This window comes from Blastococcus sp. SYSU D00669, assembly GCF_054050715.1.
On record NZ_JBJGZV010000028.1, the window covers coordinates 37,258 to 53,129 of the forward strand.

The following is a 15,872-nucleotide window of genomic DNA, read 5'->3' on the forward strand; positions in this document are numbered from 1 at the left end:
GGGCGCAACGGGCTCGAGCGGGGTCCGTCAGCTCGCGGAGCTGCAATCGATTGCCTCGGTCCGAAGTATCGGCAGACCGGCCGCAGATGTGTCAAGGGTTACACCGACATCGCAGCCAAGTTGCCGTTTCGGCCCGGCGCCCGCTCCACCGTCGGGTGGTCCCCGCGCGGGAAACGCGGGTCCGGGCAGTGCCGAATGCTTACGATTGCAGTCATGCGCCCGCCCACGCTCCGGGACGTCGCCGAGGCCGCCTCGGTGCACGTCGGCACGGCGTCGCGCGCGCTCAACCCCGGCAGCCGGGGCCGGGTCAGCCGCAGCACCGCCGAGCGCGTGCTGCGCGTCGCCCGCGAGCTGGGCTACCGGCCCAACCCGATGGCGCGCAGCCTGCGGACGGCGCGGACCAACACCGTCGGCCTGGTCGTGCCCGACCTGACCAACTCGCTGGTGGCCCCGCTGGTGCGTGGCGCGGAGAGCGTCCTCGCCCCGGCCGGCTACGACGCCTGGATCGTCAACACCGACAACGACCTCGAGCGCGAGCGGGCGCTGGTCGACTCGCTCCTGGGCAAGCAGGTCGACGGGCTGATCGTGGCGACGGCCTCGCTCGACGACGGCTGGCTGGCCGGCCTGCACGCCGAGGGCGTGCGCATGGTGCTGGTCAAGCGGCTGCTGGCGGCCGCGTCGATCCCGTCGGTGACCGCCGACAACGCCGCCGGCGTCGCGCTGGCCGTCGACCACCTGGTCGGCCTCGGCCACACGCGGATCGCGCACGTCGCCGGGCCCGAGGGCCTGTCGACAGGGGCGGTCCGGCGGCGGGGCTACCTGCAGGGCCTGCGCGACCACGGGCTGCCCGAGGACCCGCGGCTGGTGGTCAGCTGCCCGAACTCGACCGAGGAGGAGGGCGCCCGCGCCATGGCCGCCCTGCTCGACAGCGGCGTCGAGTTCACCGCCGTCATCGCGGCGCACGACCGCTCCGCGCTGGGCATCTACGACGTGCTGGCCGCCCGTGGCCTGCGCTGCCCCGACGACGTGAGCGTCGTCGGGTTCAACGACATGCCGCTGATGGACAAGATGCACCCGCCGCTGACCACGATCCGCGTAGGTCACCACGAGATGGGCGCCGAGGCCGGGCGGCTGCTGCTCGACGTCTTCGCCGAACCCGACCGGCCCGCCCGCGCGGTGCTGCTGCGGCCCACCCTCGTCGTCAGGTCCTCGACCGCGCCGCCGCGGTGAGCCGCTGGGGCGGGGGACTGGCCTGGCTGTTCGTCCAGGCCGCGCTGCTGCACGCCTCCTACGGCGTCGTCCGCCCGATGGTCAGCTACCGCGCGCTCGACCTGGGCGCCGGCAGCGCGACGCTCGGCGCGCTGGCCGCCGCCTTCGCCGTCCTGCCGCTGCTGCTGGCCTTCGCCGTCGGCCGCCGCGCCGACGTCCTCGGGCCCGGGCGGCTGGTGGTCGCCGGCGCCGTGGTGCTGGCCGGCGGCAGCGTCGCGGCGCTGCTGGCGCCGGGCCTGGTCGTGCTGGTGCTCGCCGCCGCGGCCCTGGGCTTCGCGCACCTGCTCGGGATGGTCGGGCAGCAGACCGTGGTCGCCCGGCTGGACAGCGACACCGCCCGCGACCGCGGCTTCGGGTCGCTGACGGCGGCGGCCTCGGTCGGGCAGATGCTCGGCCCGGCCGCGGCGCTGCCGCTGGCCGGGTACCTGGCCTCCGACCGGTGGTCGGCCGGCGTCGTCGGGCTCGCCGTCGCCGCCGTGTTCGCGCTGGTGGCGGTCCCGCTGGCGGTGCACCGCGGACGGCGGACACCCCCGGCGGCGCGGCCGGCCGGCGAGCCGACGTCGTCGCGCCGGGCCCTGGCCGTGCTGCTGCGCACCGAGGGCATGGGCCCGGCGATCGTCACCAGCGGCATCGTGCTCGCCGCGCTCGACCTGCTGCTGGCGTTCCTGCCCGCCTGGGCGGAGGAGCACGACGTCCCGGTCGCGGTGGTCGGCTGGCTGCTCGCGCTGCGCGCGCTGGTCTCGCTGCTCTCCCGCGCCCTCGTCGTCCGGCTGATCTCCGTGTTCACCCGCCGCTGGACGCTCATCGGCTCGCTGCTCATGGGCGTGGCCGGCCTGGCGCTGCTGCCGTTCGTCGGCGTCGCCGGCGCGGTCGCGGTGATGGTGCTGCTCGGGGTGGGCCTCGGGCTGGCGCAGCCGATGACGCTCTCGTGGGTGTCGGCCATCACCGCCCCCGAGCTGCGCGGCTCGGCCGTCGGCCTGCGGCTCACCGCCAACCGGCTGGCGCAGACCCTGCTGCCGCCGGCGATCGGGTTCGCGGCCGCGGGCAGCGGCAGCGGCGGGGTGTTCCTGGGCAGCGCCGCGGTGATGGTCGCGGCGACCGCGACCGTGCTGCGCCGCTCGCCCGAGTAGGGCCTCAGCCCGGCCGGCGGGTCAGCATCGTCAGCAGGTCGGCGGCCGGACCGGTGGGCCGCGTGCCGGCCCGCCAGACAGCCCGCAGCGTGCGGCGCAGCTCGAGCCCCGTGGTGGGCACCTCGACCAGCGCCCCGGCGACCAGGTCGGCGGCGACCACCAGCTCGCTGAGCAGCGCCGGGCCCGCGCCGGAGACGACGGCCGTGCGCACGGCGGTGCCCGACCCGAGCTCGAGCAGCGGCCGGGCCACCGGCAGCCCGGTGGCCCGCAGCGCCCGGTCGGCGGTGTCGCGGGTGCCGGAGCCGGCCTCGCGGGTGATCAGCGGCGTCGCGGCCAGCTCGGCGCCGGTCACCGCCGCGGTGCGGCCGGCCCACTCGTGCCCGGGCGCGACGACGAGGACCAGCCGGTCGGAGCCGACGGTCACCGCGTCGAGCCCCTCGGCCGGGCCCGGGGACTCGATGAAGCCGACGTCGACGCCGTCGTGCCGGGCCAGCTCGCAGACCCGGGTGCTGTTGAGCACCTGCAGCCCCACGTGCAGGTCGGGGGCGTCGCGGCGCAGCGTGCCGATCCACCCCGGCAGCAGGTGCTCGGCGATGGTCAGGCTCGCGGCGAGGGAGAGCTCGGCCTCCCGGTGGCGGCGCAGCGCGGCCGCGCCCTCGGTGAGGACGGCGAGCTCGGCGAGCACCCGCGCGGCCCAGCCGGCGACGACGGCGCCCTCCGCGGTGAGCGCCGAGCCCCGCCGGCTGCGGTCGACCAGCTGCAGGCCGAGCCGGCGCTCCAGGGCGCTCAGCCGCTTGCTCGCCGAGGGCTGGCTGATGCCCAGCACGGTGGCCGCGCCGGTGAGGCTGCCGTGCTCGTCGACCAGGACGAGCAGCTGCAGCGACTCGACGTCGGGCACCCCTGCCATTCCCGCAGGCTATGACCTGCGGCACAGCCGGTGGCTACCGCGACCGCCGGACACCCCCGAAAGTGCTGATCGTGGCACGCACCCTCGCCCCGGCGCAGGGCCGCACCGCGCCCCTCGGGCCGGGCCTCGCGGTGGTCGCCGTCGGCACGGCCGTCGCGCTGGGGGTCAACGAGGTCGTCCCCGCGGTGAGCGCGCTGACCGCGGCGGTGGTGCTCGGCGTCCTCGCCGGCCCCGCGCTGCCCGCGGCCACGCGCGCCGGGGTCGGCTGGGGCACCCGGCGGTTCCTGCGGCTCGGCGTCGTCCTGCTCGGCCTGCAGCTCGGGCTCGACGCCGTCGCCGGGCTGGGCGCCGCGACCGTCACGGCGGTGCTCGTCACCGTCGTCGTCGCGTTCGCCGGCACGCTGCTGCTGGGCCGCCTGGTCGGCGTCCCGCCCGGGCTGACCCTGCTGGTGGCCACCGGCTTCTCGATCTGCGGCGCCGCGGCGATCGCCGCCATGGGCGGCGCGGCGCGGTCGAGGGACGAGGACGTCGCCACCGGCGTCACGCTCGTGACCCTCTTCGGCACCGCGGCGATCGCGCTGGTGCCGCTGGCCGGCGCCGGGCTCGGCATGGACGACGAGCAGCTCGGCACCTGGGCGGGGCTGGCCGTGCACGAGGTCGCCCAGGTGGTGGCCGCAGCGTCGCCGGCGGGGGCGGCGGCCGTCGGCATCGCCGTCGTCGTCAAGCTGACCCGGGTCGTGCTGCTCGCCCCCGTGGTGGCCGCGGTCGGCGTGGTGCGGCGGCAGGGCGAGGCGGGGGAGCGGCCACCGCTGGTGCCGCTGTTCGTGCTCGGCTTCCTGGCGATGGTCGCGCTGCGCAGCACGGGTCTGGTGCCCGACGCCGCCCTGGCGGTGGCCAAGGTGACGACGACGGTGCTGCTGGCCGCGGCGCTCTTCGGCCTGGGGACGGCGGTGCGGCTCGGCGCCCTGCTGCGCACCGGCCGCCGCGGCCTGGTGCTCGGCGCGCTGTCCACCCTGCTGGTCGGGGGAGCCGCCCTCGGCGCGGTCGCGGTCGTGGCCTGACGCAGACTGGCCGGCGTGCCGGAGGACAAGCCGCTGCGCGACGTGATCGCGCCCGACCTCGACGTCCTGTTCTGCGGGATCAACCCGTCGCTGCTCTCGGCCGAGCGCGGACACCACTTCGCCCGCCCCGGCAACCGCTTCTGGCCGGCGATCCACCTGGCCGGGTTCACCCCCCGCCTGATGTCACCGGACGAGGACGGCGAGCTGCCGCGGTACGGCCTCGGCATCACCAACGTCGTCGCCCGGCCCACCCGGACGGCGGCGGAGCTGACGCCGGCCGAGCTCGAGGCCGGGGCCGAGGCGCTGGCCGACCTCGTGACCGCCCACCGGCCGCGGGTGCTCGCCGTCCTCGGGGTGACCGCCTGGCGGCTGGCGTTCCGGCGGCCGAAGGCGGTGCTCGGGCTGCAGCCGGAGCGGGTGGGCGGCGCCGCGACGTGGGTGCTGCCCAACCCGAGCGGGCTCAACGCCCACCACCGGCTGGCCGATCTCGCCCGGCTCTACGCGCAGGTCAGGCCGTAGACCGGTACACCGCCGACCGCGCGGCGAGCCGCTGGAGCAGCGCGAACGCCGCGTCGATGTCCAGCCGGCGGCCCTCCGCGCGGGCGGCCTCCCACTCGTCGTCGTCCAGCGCCGCCCGGGTGCTGTCGACGTACCCCTGGCCGTCGACCGGGTCCATCCGCAGCGGGTCGTAGCCGACCCGGGGCGACTGCGCCTCGATCGTGCCGAGCAGCACCGCGCCCGACCGCGGGTCGCCGACGACGGTCGCGGCGCCGGCCGCGGTGAGCAGGCAGGCGAGGGTGGAGGTGCGGTCGCCGTCGGCCCGGCCCAGCGCCATGGCGGCGGTGACCGCCTCGAGCGCCTCGTGCCCGCGGCCGAGCTCGACGAGGACCTTGGCCCGCATCCACAGCGCGGAGCACTCGGCCCAGTTGTGCCCGAAGCCGCGGGCCATGACCGCCGCCCGGTCGAGGTGCTCGAGGGCGGCCTGCGGGTTGCCGTCGGCGCGGGAGAACTGGCCGAGGGTCATCGCGATCTCCGACCGCACCCAGTCGATGCCGCAGGCCTCGGCGACCGCCATGCCGCGGGCGACGTCCTTGGCGGTCTCGTTCTCCTTGTCGACGTGCCCGAGCAGGGCCCGCACGAAGCCGCGCAGCACCAGCGCGAGGGCGAGGATGCCCTCGGCCTCGCTCGGCGTGATCGCGATGATCTCGTTCGTCCGCGCCCAGATCGAGGGGACGTCGCCGCTGAGGTAGGCCAGCAGCGCGTCGCCCAGCAGGGCCTGCATGCGCACCGGCACCGGGGTGCCTGCGGGCGCGGCCTTGAGCGTGTCGGCGAGCCACTGGCGGCCCTCGGCGACGTAGCCGCGGCGGTACCACCACCAGCCCAGGGCGCCGGCGATGCGCAGCGCGGTCTCCCCGTCGCCGGCGGACAGCGCGCTGCTCATCGCGGCGCGCAGGTTCGCCTGCTCGTCGTCGAGCCGCTTCCAGCTCGGCGCCGAGTCGCGCCGGCGCAGGGTCGGCTCCAGGCGCTCGGCGAGGTCGGCCATGAACGCGGCGTGCCGGCCGCGCAGCGCGCGCCGCTCGTCGTCGGTGAGGACCTGGTCGGCGTACTGCCGCAGCGTCTCGAGCATGCGGTAGCGGCCCCGGGCGTGGTCGACCTCGACCAGGGACTGGGCGGCCAGCGCGCGCAGCGCCTCGAGCGTGCCGCCGCCGTCGGGGCCGGCCACCGCCTCGACCGCGTCGGCGGCGAAGCTGCCGGAGAACACCGAGACCGCCCGGAACACGGCCAGCTGCCGCTCGTCGAGGAGGTCGACGGACCACTGGACCGTGGCGGCCAGCGTGCGCTGGTGCGGGGCCGCGCCCCGCCGGCCGCCCGACAGCAGGGCGAACCGGTCGTCGACGCGGGCGGCCACCTCGGCCAGCGGCAGCGTGGTCAGGCAGGCCGCGGCGAGCTCCACCGCCAGCGGCAGGCCGTCGAGCTCGGCGCACACGGTGGCGACCAGGCCGAGCTCCTCGGCCGAGGGCTCGGCGAGGTGCGGTGCGGCCAGCCGGGCCCGGTCGAGGAACAGCCGGACCGCGTCGCTCTCGGCGTCCCCGGCCGCCATCGGCCCGCACGGGACGACGGCCTCGCCGAGCACGCCGAGGGGCTGCCGGGAAGTGGCCAGCACGCGCAGGTCGGGGCAGCGGGGGAGCAGCGCGGCGGCGACCTCGGCCGCGGCGTCGACCACGTGCTCGCAGTTGTCGAGGACCAGCAGCGACGGGCCGGCCTGCAGCGCCGGCACCAGGGCCGCGACCGCGTCGCCGCCGGTCAGGCTGACCCCGAGCACGGTGGCGATCTGCGGCGCGACGAGCGCAGGGTCGTCGACGCCCGCGAGCTCCACGAAGCTCGCCGGCACGTCGGCGGCCCGGCGGCGGGCGGTCTCCAGCGCCAGCCGGGTCTTGCCGCTGCCGCCGGGGCCGACCAGGGTGACCAGCCGCTGGGTCGCCAGGGTGCGGCCCAGCGACTCGAGCTCGCGCGCGCGGCCGACGAAGGCGGTCAGCGGCTGCGGGAGGGTCTGCGCCCGCAGCGGGGCGGGCTCGGGGCGCGGCGCCGGCACCCGCGGCGCCTCGGCCGCCGGCGCGGTCAGCTCCGGGTCCTGCCGCAGGATCCGCTCGTGCAGGGTCTGCAGCTCGCGGCCGGGGTCGACGCCCAGCTCGTCGACGAGCAGCCGGCGGCCCTCGTCGTAGACCTGCAGCGCCTCGGCCTGCCGGCCGGCGCGGTAGAGGGCGAGCATCAGCGAGCCGCGCAGCCCCTCGCGCAGCGGCTCGGCGCGGACCAGCTCGCGCAGCTCGTCGACCAGCTCGGCGTGCCGGCCCAGCCGCAGGTCGAGCTCGGCGGCGAGCTCGCGCGCGTCGAGCCGCAGCTGCTCGAGGCGGGCCGCCTCCTCGACGGCGAAGGCCTCGGCGACGTCGGCGTAGGCCGGCCCGTGCCAGAGCTCCAGCGCCTCCCCGACCGCGGTGCGGGCCTGCTCGACCTCGTCGCGCTCGGCGTGCGCCCGGGCGGTGCGCAGCAGCGTCTTGAACCGCACGGCGTCGACCGTCTCGGGGTCGATCGCCAGCCGGTAACCGGGGGCCTGGGTCACCAGCACCTGCCAGGCGCCCCCCGCGACGTCCGGCTCGAGCTCGCGGCGCAGCTTGGAGACGATCGCCTGGAGGGTGCCCAGCTGGGCGGACGGCGGGGAGCCGTTCCACACACGGTCGACGAGGACGTCGAGCGGCACGGTCGAGCCCGCGTCGACGAGCAGGGCGGCGAGGACGGCGCGGTGGCGCGGGGTCTGCCGGGGGACCGGCCGGCCGTCGGACCAGACCTCCACGGGACCCAGCACACGGAAGGTCCGGGTTGTCACGCCGCGAGGATAAGCAGGGAGGGCGACGGGATCGGTGGAGCCGCTCCACGTTTCCGCCGGTCGGGGGCACCCCAAGGGGCGAGCCAAGGCGAGCCGAAGGCGGCGCCAAGCGGCTGCGCGGAGGGTTGCGGCCGGCACCACCGGCACCCCGAGGAGCTCCCCGTGACCACCGCACCACCCGCGCGCCCGCAGCCCGGCGCCCGCCCGCCCGTCGTGGTCCAGGCCGCCACGGCCGACGACGTCGTCGCCGCGGTCCGCTCCGCCGCCCGGCAGGGGCTGGAGCTCGACGTGTCGGCGGGCGGGGCCGCCGCCGGCCCGGGGACGCTGCTGGTGTGCACCGCCGGCCTCGACGAGTGCGCCGTGCACCCCGAGGGCTGGGCCCGCGTCGGGGCCGGCGTCCGCTGGCGGCGCCTCCTGGCGGCGGCCGGCGCGCACGGCCTGGCGCCGCTGGCCGGTGCGACGACGGCGGCCGGCGTCGTCCGGTCGGTGACCGGCGGCGGCATCGGGCCGGTCGCGCGCACCTACGGCCTGGCCGCCGACCGGGTCCGGGCCTTCGAGGTGGTCACCGGTGAGGGCGTGCCGCGCCGGGTCACGCCAGCCGAGCACCCCGACCTGTTCTGGGGGCTGCGCGGCGGGCGGGGCGCGCTCGGCGTCGTGACGGCGGTGGAGCTCGACCTGCTCGCCGTCAACGAGCTGTACGCGGGCACCGTCGTGTTCGCCGCCGCCGACGCGGCGGCCGTCGTCCGCCGGTGGCGCGCCTGGTGCGCGGACCTGCCGGCGCAGGCCACGACCGCGCTGCTCCTGCGGCCCGGGCCGCCGCCCACGGTCGCCGTCCGCTTCGCCTGGGCCGGTGACCCGGACGCCGGGGCCGGCGTGCTGGTGCCGGTGCGCGGGGCGGCCGGGCCGCTGCACGACGACGTCGCCGTCCGCCCCTACGCCGGGATCGTCGACGAGCGGCCCGGGGACGTGCTGGCGCACGCGGTCCTCGACCGGCTGCCCGAGGAGGCGGTGGAGGTGCTGACCGCGGCGGCCGCGGGGCCGGGGCCGGCCGTGGAGCTGCGCCGGCTCGGCGGCGCGATCGCCCGGCTGCCCGAGCGGCCCGGCGCCGTCGCCCACCGCGACGCCCGGTTCGACGTCGCCGTCCGCGGCCCGGCAGGTGCACCCGGGGCGGTCGAGCGGGCCGCCGCGCTGGTCGGCGGGCTCGCGGCGTCGTCGGCCGACCGCGCCCTGGCCGACGTCGTGGCGCCGGCCACCCCTGCCGACGCGGCGCGGGTGTACGACCCCGCCACGCTCCGCCGGCTGGCCGGGCTGGCCGCGCACCACGACCCGCACCGGATCCTGCGCGGCGCGCGCGGGGTGCGCGGGACCGGGGACGGTCCTCCGCCGCGGTGAGCCGTCACCCGGCCGACGGGGGGCCCACCGGCCGGACACCGTCGCGGGGACCGGCCCCCGGCCACCGCGCCGGCTCGCGGGCGGCCCCGAGCCGCGCGAACACCTCGTCGGCGGCGCCGCGCTCGTGGGCGGCGCCGTCGTGGTCGCCCAGGGCCTCGTAGCCCTGGGCGAGGAGCCACCGGGCACGGGCGGAGTGGTACGGCGCGTCGAGCGCCCGCCACTCGTCCATGGCCGCGCGCAGCCACGGGAGCGCTTCGCGGACGTGGCCCTCCGCCAGCAGCACGGCGCCGTGCCAGTGCCGGGCGGCGGCCGTGAAACCCGGGCTGGTGAACGTCTCGGAGATGCCGGCGAGCTCCGCGACCGCGTCGCCGGCGCCGACCACGTCCTCGGCGCCCAGCGCGATCTCCACCTGGGCGGTCAGCAGCCGGGCCCGGCGGAGCCGGTTCGCGGACTCGCCGAGCACCGCCGCGCGGATCGAGGCGGCGGCCTCCTCCCGCCTCTCCTGGGCCAGCCGCAGCAGCGACAGGCCCGGCTCGGGGTCGCGGCCCCGGGCGTGCGCCTCGCCGTACGCGGGCTCGGCCGCGGCCAGGTCGCCGCGCAGCCGCGCCACCTCGGCGAGCCGGTAGTGCCCTTCCGCCGCCGTCGGGCCGGCGACGCCGCTGAGCTCGCCGCAGACCCGGAGCGCCTCCCGCCGGCTCTCGTCCCAGGCGCCCGACACCTCCAGCAGCTCCGCGCGGTACACCCGCAGGACGCCGGTGAAGTACACCGCGACGGGGAGCGTCTCCAGCCAGCTGCGCATGGCCTCCACCCACACGCGGGCACGCACCGGGTCGGCGAGCTCGGTGGACGCGGCCATCAGGTGCCGGTACGCGTACCCGGTCCACTCCGGCGACACGTCGCCGGCACGCACGTGCGCCATCGCCTCCTCGAGCAGCGCCACACCGGCCCGCACGTCGCCGCGCCGCACCAGGGCGCGGCCCTCCCCCAGCAGCCCGAGGGCCACGAGGTCCGGGTCGCCGTGGCGGCGGCCGAGCTCGCCGACGTGCCGCGCGGCGGCCGCGACGGCCCGCAGGTCGGGCCCGTCCAGGTGGGCCTCGACGTCGAGGGCGTGGCGCACGTACCCCTGCTCCGGGCACTCGGGCTCGTCGGCGAGCAACCGGGCCGCCCGGTCCCGCCACTGCGAGCCGGCCGCGTCGTCGCCGCGCAGGAACGAGGTGGCGGCCACGCCGAGGGCCGACATGGCAGCCGGGCGCACCCGGCCCGCCCGCTCGAACGCCCGGACCGCCGCGGCTCCGACCGCGACCGTCTCGTCGAACCGGCCGAGCCACCACGCCGCCAGCGCCAGTCCGGCCAGGTCGTCGGCGCCGACGGACTCCTCGTCCTCGGCCACCGCGGCGGTGAACGCGGCGTGCGCCTCGGCCCACCGTCGTTCCCGGTGGGCGCTGCGAGCGACGGACAGCAGCGCGGCGCGGTCGGTCATCCGGTACTCCGCAGGACGTCGGGCGGCCTCTCGCGGTCGGCGGACTCCTGCCGGTTCGCGTCGGGCGCATGAGGGGCCCCCGTGCGGCGAGGTGCGGCCGACGGGGCGGGCGATCGGCACCGGACCGGCGGTCGGCCGGCCGAGCACTCCGCCCCGACTCCGCGCCGGGTCAGTCGACGTCGTCACCCGTCGGCAGCCCGGCCAGCGCGAGCCGGCCGTGCGCGACGTGGAACTCGGTGAGCGACCCGCGCCCCACCGGGATCCGCCAGTCCTCGTCGTCCACGCCGGTGAGCCGCGCGACCGCCAGCCGGATCATGACCGCGTGGGTCACCGCCACGACGGTCTCACCGGCATGCCGGTTGCCGATGAGCTCGAGCGCGCCGACCATCCGCGTCTGCGCGTCCGAGAGCCGCTCGCCCAGCGGGCAGACCGCCCGGCTCGGCGTGGTGCGGTACAGCTCGAAGGCCTCCGGGTCGAACATCGCGGCCTCGGCGGAGGTCATCGCCTCCCAGGCGCCGTAGTCCACGTTGTTCAGGCCGTGGAGGATCCGCAGGTCCGGGACGCGCGCCTCGTCGGCGATGATCTGGGCCGTGGCGATCGTCCGCCGCAGCGGTCCGCAGTAGACGGCCGTCAGGCCGGAGCCGGAGAGCTCGCGCGCGGCGTCGACGGCGTCCTGGTACCCCTGCGCGTCCAGGGGGACGTCGCAGCGTCCCCGGTACCGGTTCTCGACGTTCATGGTCGTCGTGCCGTGCCGCACCACGAACAACCGGCAGGTTGCCGGCGGAAGGGTCGTGGCCCCGCGGTGCGTGAGCAGGGCGTGTCCTGAGTTCTCCACGGATGTCCCTCCGGAGGCGTGCGGTCGGGCCGGTGGCCCGCGGTCGGGGCCGACGGGTGCGCGGTCCCCCCGCCGTCGGTGCGGGGGACAGTAGGAGACGAAGTGCGCCCACGGGAGGGCCGCGGACGACGCGGAGGGACTTTTTCCCTCTTTTCCGGTGACGCGGCACCCTGCGCACGTGAATGGTTCCCCGGCGTGACCGGAATGGGTGCTGGAGGGCATTTCTGGACCGCCCGCCTCCGTCAGGAGCACGAGGGAAGATCGTGCAGATGAGGGTTGCGCGGAGGGCCGTTTGCCGGGCGCGATCCCGCCCTTTTCCTAGCCCATTGCACATCGTGCCAGACCCCTGCCGGAAATGCCTCCCCACGGCTATGTTGACCGCCGCCGGTCATCGCCGGCGACGCCGCGCCGCACACTGGGGGGACGCATGTCGACCGAGGACCTCGGGCAGCTGACCCTGGCGCTGCTCCTCCTGGTCACCGCGGCTAACCTGCTCGGTCAGCTGGCCGTGCGCCTGCGCCAGCCCAAGGTGGTCGGCGAGATCCTCGCGGGTGTGGTGCTCGGCCCCTCACTGCTGGGGCTGCTCGCACCGGACGTCACGGCGCAGATCTTCGGAAACGGCGACAAGGACCAGTCGACCGTCGTCCTGAACTTCTTCTACCACTTCGGACTGCTTCTCCTGATGTTCGTCTCCGGCACGAGCGTGCGCAATGTGCTCGACCGTGAGAATCGCAAGCCGTTGGCCTGGATCCTCGGCATCGGCACGCCTCTGCCGTTCTTCATCGCGCTCGGCGTGGCGCCTTTCCTGCCGCTCGAGGAATTCATGGGACCGGCGGACAGCAAACCCGCGGTGATCCTCGTGTTCGCCATCGCCGCCGCGGTGACGTCCATTCCCGTCATCACGAAGATCTTCTACGACCTGGGGATCCTGCACACCCGGTTCGCGAGCCTGATGCTCGGCATCGCGGTGCTCGAGGACATCGTCCTGTGGGGGGTCCTCGCGCTGGCCACCGCGATCGCCTCGGCCACCGTGGCGGCGGACGGGCAGGGGCTGGCCGGGACCGTGTCCCTGCACATCGGGATCAACACCGCCTACGTGGTCCTCGGCATGACCGTGCTGCCCAGGCTCCTGCGGCTGGCCGGGCGGGCGCGGTGGAACGTCGTCGCCCGGCACTCGCCGATCGCCTGGGTGATCGGGGTCTTCCTCGCCTACGTCAGCGTGGCCGCCGCGCTCGACGTCACGCTCGCCTTCGCCGCGTTCCTCGCCGGGTTCGGGGTCGTCGGGGGTGCCGCCGCGGCGGAGGAGCGGCCCTTCCGCGCCCCGCTCGAGGCCGTCACCCACGTCTCCGGGGCGGTCTTCGTCCCCGTCTACTTCGCCCTCGTCGGGTACCGGCTCGACTTCAGCCGGGGCTTCTCCCCGCTGATGCTCGTCTCGTTCCTCCTCGGGTCCACGCTGGTGATCGTCGTCTCCGTGGGCCTGGCGGCCCGCCTGGCGGGCTTCCGGGGGCTCGACATCCTCAACCTGGCGCTGACCCACAACGCCCGGGGCGGCCCGGGCATCGTGCTGGCCAGCGTGGCGTTCGACGCGGGCATCATCAGCGCGCCGTTCTTCACGACGCTGGTGCTCACCGCCGTCCTCACGTCGCAGGCCTGCGGCGTCTGGCTCGACCACGTCCTGCGCAAGGGCTGGCCGCTGCTGGCCACGGAGGGACCGGTGCAGCGGCAGCCGGCCGGCCTCCGCGCCGAGCCCGCACCGGCGTCACCGACCTGACGCCGGCGCCCACCCCTCCCGCGTCCCCCACGAGCACGATCGGAGATCCCCGTGACGATCGCCGGCACCCCACCGCACGGGGGCACCCTGGTCGACCTGCGGGTCGGCAACGGCCGCGCCGTCGAGGTGGCCCGCGCCGCGCGGGAGCTGCCGCGCTGGGAGCTGACCCGCCGGCAGCGCTGCGACCTGGAACTGCTGGCCACCGGCGGCTTCTCCCCGTTGCGCACGTTCCTCGACGAGGCCGACTACGACTCCGTGTGCGCGCGCATGCGCCTCACCAGCGGCGAGCTGTGGCCGGTGCCGGTGACGCTCGACGTCCCGGGGCACGTGGTCGAGGCGGCGCACCTGGCGGGTGGGCTGACGCTGCGGGCCCGCGGGGCCGACGTCGCCGTCCTGTGGATGCGCGGCACCTGGTGCCCGGACCGGGTGCGGGAGGCGCACGCCGTCTTCGGGACGACCGACCCCACGCACCCCGGCGTCGACGCCCTGCTGCACCGGACCCACGACTGGTACATCAGCGGCCCGCTCGACGTGCTGCGCCTGCCGTCCCACCACGCGTTCCGGTCCCTGCGGCACACGCCGGCGGAGCTGCGCGCCGAGTTCGCCGTCCGGGGCTGGGACCGGGTGGTGGCGTTCCAGACCCGCAACCCCATGCACCGTGCCCACCAGGAGCTGACCGTCCGGGCGGCCCGGGAGGCCGACGCCAAGGTGCTCCTGCACCCGGTCGTCGGTGTGACGAAACCAGGGGACGTCGACCCCTACGTCCGGGTGCGGTGCTACCGCGCGCTGCTGCCGACCTATCCTGCCGGGAGCGTGCTGCTGTCCCTGCTGCCCCTGGCGATGCGCATGGCCGGGCCGCGGGAGGCCCTCTGGCACGCGATCATCCGCAAGAACCACGGTGCGACGCACTTCATCGTGGGCCGGGACCACGCCGGCCCCGGCCCGGACCGCTCCGGTGCGCCGTACTACGACCCCTACGCCGCGCAGGAGCTGGTGCAGCGCCACGCCGCGGAGCTGGGCATCGGCGTGGTCCCGTTCCGGCAGATGGTCTACGTCCGCGAGCTGGGGGAGTACCGCCCGGAGGACGACGTCCTGCCGGGCCAGCACCGCATGAGCATCTCGGGGACCGAGCAGCGCCGTCGGCTGGCCGACGGCGCCGAGCTGCCCGAGTGGTTCACCCCGCCGGAGGTGGCCACCGAGCTGCGGCGCGCGTTCCCCCCGCGCGTCCGGCAGGGGGTCGGCGTCCTGGTGCGCGCCGGGAGCCCGCAGGCCGACCGGGCCGCGGCGGCCGTCGTCGCCGGGCTCCAGGAGGCCGGGCGCACGGTGACCCTGCTGGACAGCTTCGTGTGGAACGGCGGCGGGCCGGCCGCACCGCTGGTGGCCCGGCTGGTGGGCGACCTCCTGCGCAACGGGGGCGCCGTGGTGTGCTCCGGTGAGGTGGCCCAGCGGCTGGCGCAGCCCGCCGCGCTGGCACAGCCGCTGCGGGACCTCGTCGTCGACGTCCGCGAGGAACCGGCCGCGGACGGTCCCGAGGGGCCCGCCGACGCCGTCCCGGACGACGCGCCGCCCGTCCTCGCGGTGCCGCGCGGAGCGGACCCCGAGCTCATCGGCGACCTCGTGTGCCAGCACCTGCGCGGCGCGGGCCGGCTGGAGAGCGCGGCCGGTGACCACGTCCCGTCCGCCCTCACCGCGGCCGTGCCCGCCGTCGCCGGCGGTGCCCGGTGAGACGGCGCCCGGGTCAGGCGATGCCCCACCCGTCGAAGCCCTCGGGCAGGTACCGGCGCAGCCGCCGGACGTCGTCCTCGAGCTCGGCCACGAGCTTCGCCCGCACGGCGTCCGAGATCTCGAACGGCGCGGTCGCCGGCCGCTCGCCGCCCCGGCCCGTGAGGCGCCGCACCGCGCTCAGCGTGTTGTTCTCCAGCTCCTTGAACCGGCGGGTGGCCGGGAAGCGGCGCTTGAGGAACTTGCGGAGCGGGAGCGGGACGGGGGAGCGGGCGGCCCGGTCGCTGGTCCGGTAGTAGTCCCGCTCCAGGTCGGCGGAGGCGAAGTCCGGCTCCACGCCGACGAACTCGTACACCCGACGCATCGTCTCCCCGCGAGCGGACCGGAGATCCTCCGACGTGATCACCAGCAGCTGCTCCCGGGGGAAGTGCGCCAGGTACTGCTCGATCTGCATCGCGTAACGGCTGTAGTCGAGGTAGATGTGGTCATCGAAGACGGCGTCCGCGAACGGCGCCCGCTCGCTGCCCTCGGCCGCCCTGGTCTGGTAGTGCGAGCGGATGCGGGCGATCGGGTCGCGCACGACGTAGACCAGCCGCACGCCGGGCAGGACGCTCGCGATCCGCTCGGGCACGCCCTGGTAGCGCGGGTACTTGGTGTACGCGTTCGAGGCCTCGCCGACGGCCCGGACCTCGGGTCCCGCGGGCGGGAACTGCTTGCGGTACCAGTCGATCCCGCGATCCCAGTTCGACTCCGCGACGAAGAACTCCGGCGCCTTGTACTGCGGCACCGCGATCTGCGGATGCGCGCTCAGGTAGTGGTAGAGGCTGGTGGTGCCGGCCTTCATCGCACCGATCAGCAGGAATGTCGGGAGTCGCCGGACGGCGACCTCGGTCTCTGCGCTGGCTCCCATGTGTCCGACTACC

12 protein-coding genes are annotated in these 15,872 nt (G+C 76.6%); 7 read left to right on the forward strand and 5 right to left on the reverse strand.

Features of this window, described 5'->3' with window-relative positions; all coding sequences use genetic code 11:
• Window positions 1-213 precede the first annotated feature (213 nt).
• The gene (locus ACI8AF_RS18875) at window positions 214-1,230 is read left to right on the forward strand and encodes a LacI family DNA-binding transcriptional regulator (RefSeq protein WP_456541280.1); all 1,017 of its coding nucleotides are present in this window, start codon (window positions 214-216) and stop codon (window positions 1,228-1,230) included.
• The gene (locus ACI8AF_RS18880) at window positions 1,227-2,399 is read left to right on the forward strand and encodes an MFS transporter (RefSeq protein WP_456541281.1); all 1,173 of its coding nucleotides are present in this window, start codon (window positions 1,227-1,229) and stop codon (window positions 2,397-2,399) included. Before ACI8AF_RS18875 ends, ACI8AF_RS18880 begins: the two co-directional genes overlap by 4 nt.
• A gap of 4 nt (window positions 2,400-2,403) precedes the next feature.
• Here the strand turns inward: ACI8AF_RS18880 and ACI8AF_RS18885 are convergent, their stop codons facing one another.
• Window positions 2,404-3,306 carry a LysR family transcriptional regulator gene (locus tag ACI8AF_RS18885; RefSeq protein ID WP_456541282.1) on the reverse strand — a complete coding sequence of 301 codons (903 nt, stop codon included), beginning with the start codon at window positions 3,304-3,306 and terminating at the stop codon, window positions 2,404-2,406.
• A gap of 71 nt (window positions 3,307-3,377) precedes the next feature.
• Here ACI8AF_RS18885 and ACI8AF_RS18890 point away from each other — a divergent pair, with 71 nt between their 5' ends.
• Window positions 3,378-4,367, forward strand: coding sequence for a YeiH family protein (locus tag ACI8AF_RS18890; RefSeq protein WP_456541283.1), 990 nt, complete (start codon window positions 3,378-3,380; stop codon window positions 4,365-4,367).
• Window positions 4,368-4,382: 15 nt separating this feature from the next.
• Window positions 4,383-4,886, forward strand: coding sequence for a G/U mismatch-specific DNA glycosylase (gene mug / locus ACI8AF_RS18895; protein ID WP_456541284.1), 504 nt, complete (start codon window positions 4,383-4,385; stop codon window positions 4,884-4,886).
• On the opposite strand, the gene ACI8AF_RS18900 is transcribed toward mug, so the two are convergent.
• Entirely contained in the window at window positions 4,876-7,749 is a 2,874-nt protein-coding gene (locus ACI8AF_RS18900; RefSeq protein WP_456541285.1) for a BTAD domain-containing putative transcriptional regulator, read from the reverse strand. The genes mug and ACI8AF_RS18900 overlap by 11 nt on opposite strands.
• A gap of 162 nt (window positions 7,750-7,911) precedes the next feature.
• Here ACI8AF_RS18900 and ACI8AF_RS18905 point away from each other — a divergent pair, with 162 nt between their 5' ends.
• Window positions 7,912-9,141: an FAD-binding protein gene (locus tag ACI8AF_RS18905; RefSeq protein WP_456541286.1), complete on the forward strand. Its 1,230-nt coding sequence runs from the start codon at window positions 7,912-7,914 to the stop codon at window positions 9,139-9,141.
• Window positions 9,142-9,145: 4 nt separating this feature from the next.
• Here ACI8AF_RS18905 and ACI8AF_RS18910 read toward each other — a convergent pair whose 3' ends face one another.
• The gene (locus ACI8AF_RS18910; protein ID WP_456541287.1) at window positions 9,146-10,621 is read right to left on the reverse strand and encodes a hypothetical protein; all 1,476 of its coding nucleotides are present in this window, start codon (window positions 10,619-10,621) and stop codon (window positions 9,146-9,148) included.
• A gap of 169 nt (window positions 10,622-10,790) precedes the next feature.
• On the reverse strand, window positions 10,791-11,456 hold the full coding sequence (locus ACI8AF_RS18915) for a histidine phosphatase family protein (protein WP_456541288.1): 666 nt from the start codon (window positions 11,454-11,456) through the stop codon (window positions 10,791-10,793).
• Between the two features lie 427 nt (window positions 11,457-11,883).
• Between ACI8AF_RS18915 and ACI8AF_RS18920 the strand changes: the two genes are divergently transcribed.
• Window positions 11,884-13,227, forward strand: coding sequence for a cation:proton antiporter (locus ACI8AF_RS18920; RefSeq protein ID WP_456541289.1), 1,344 nt, complete (start codon window positions 11,884-11,886; stop codon window positions 13,225-13,227).
• Between the two features lie 51 nt (window positions 13,228-13,278).
• Window positions 13,279-14,952 (forward strand): sulfate adenylyltransferase, encoded by a 1,674-nt coding sequence (gene sat / locus ACI8AF_RS18925; protein ID WP_456541290.1) that lies wholly within the window; start codon window positions 13,279-13,281, stop codon window positions 14,950-14,952.
• Window positions 14,953-14,965: 13 nt separating this feature from the next.
• Here sat and ACI8AF_RS18930 read toward each other — a convergent pair whose 3' ends face one another.
• Window positions 14,966-15,859, reverse strand: a complete 894-nt coding sequence (locus ACI8AF_RS18930; protein WP_456541291.1) for a sulfotransferase family protein — start codon at window positions 15,857-15,859, stop codon at window positions 14,966-14,968.
• Window positions 15,860-15,872 lie beyond the last annotated feature (13 nt).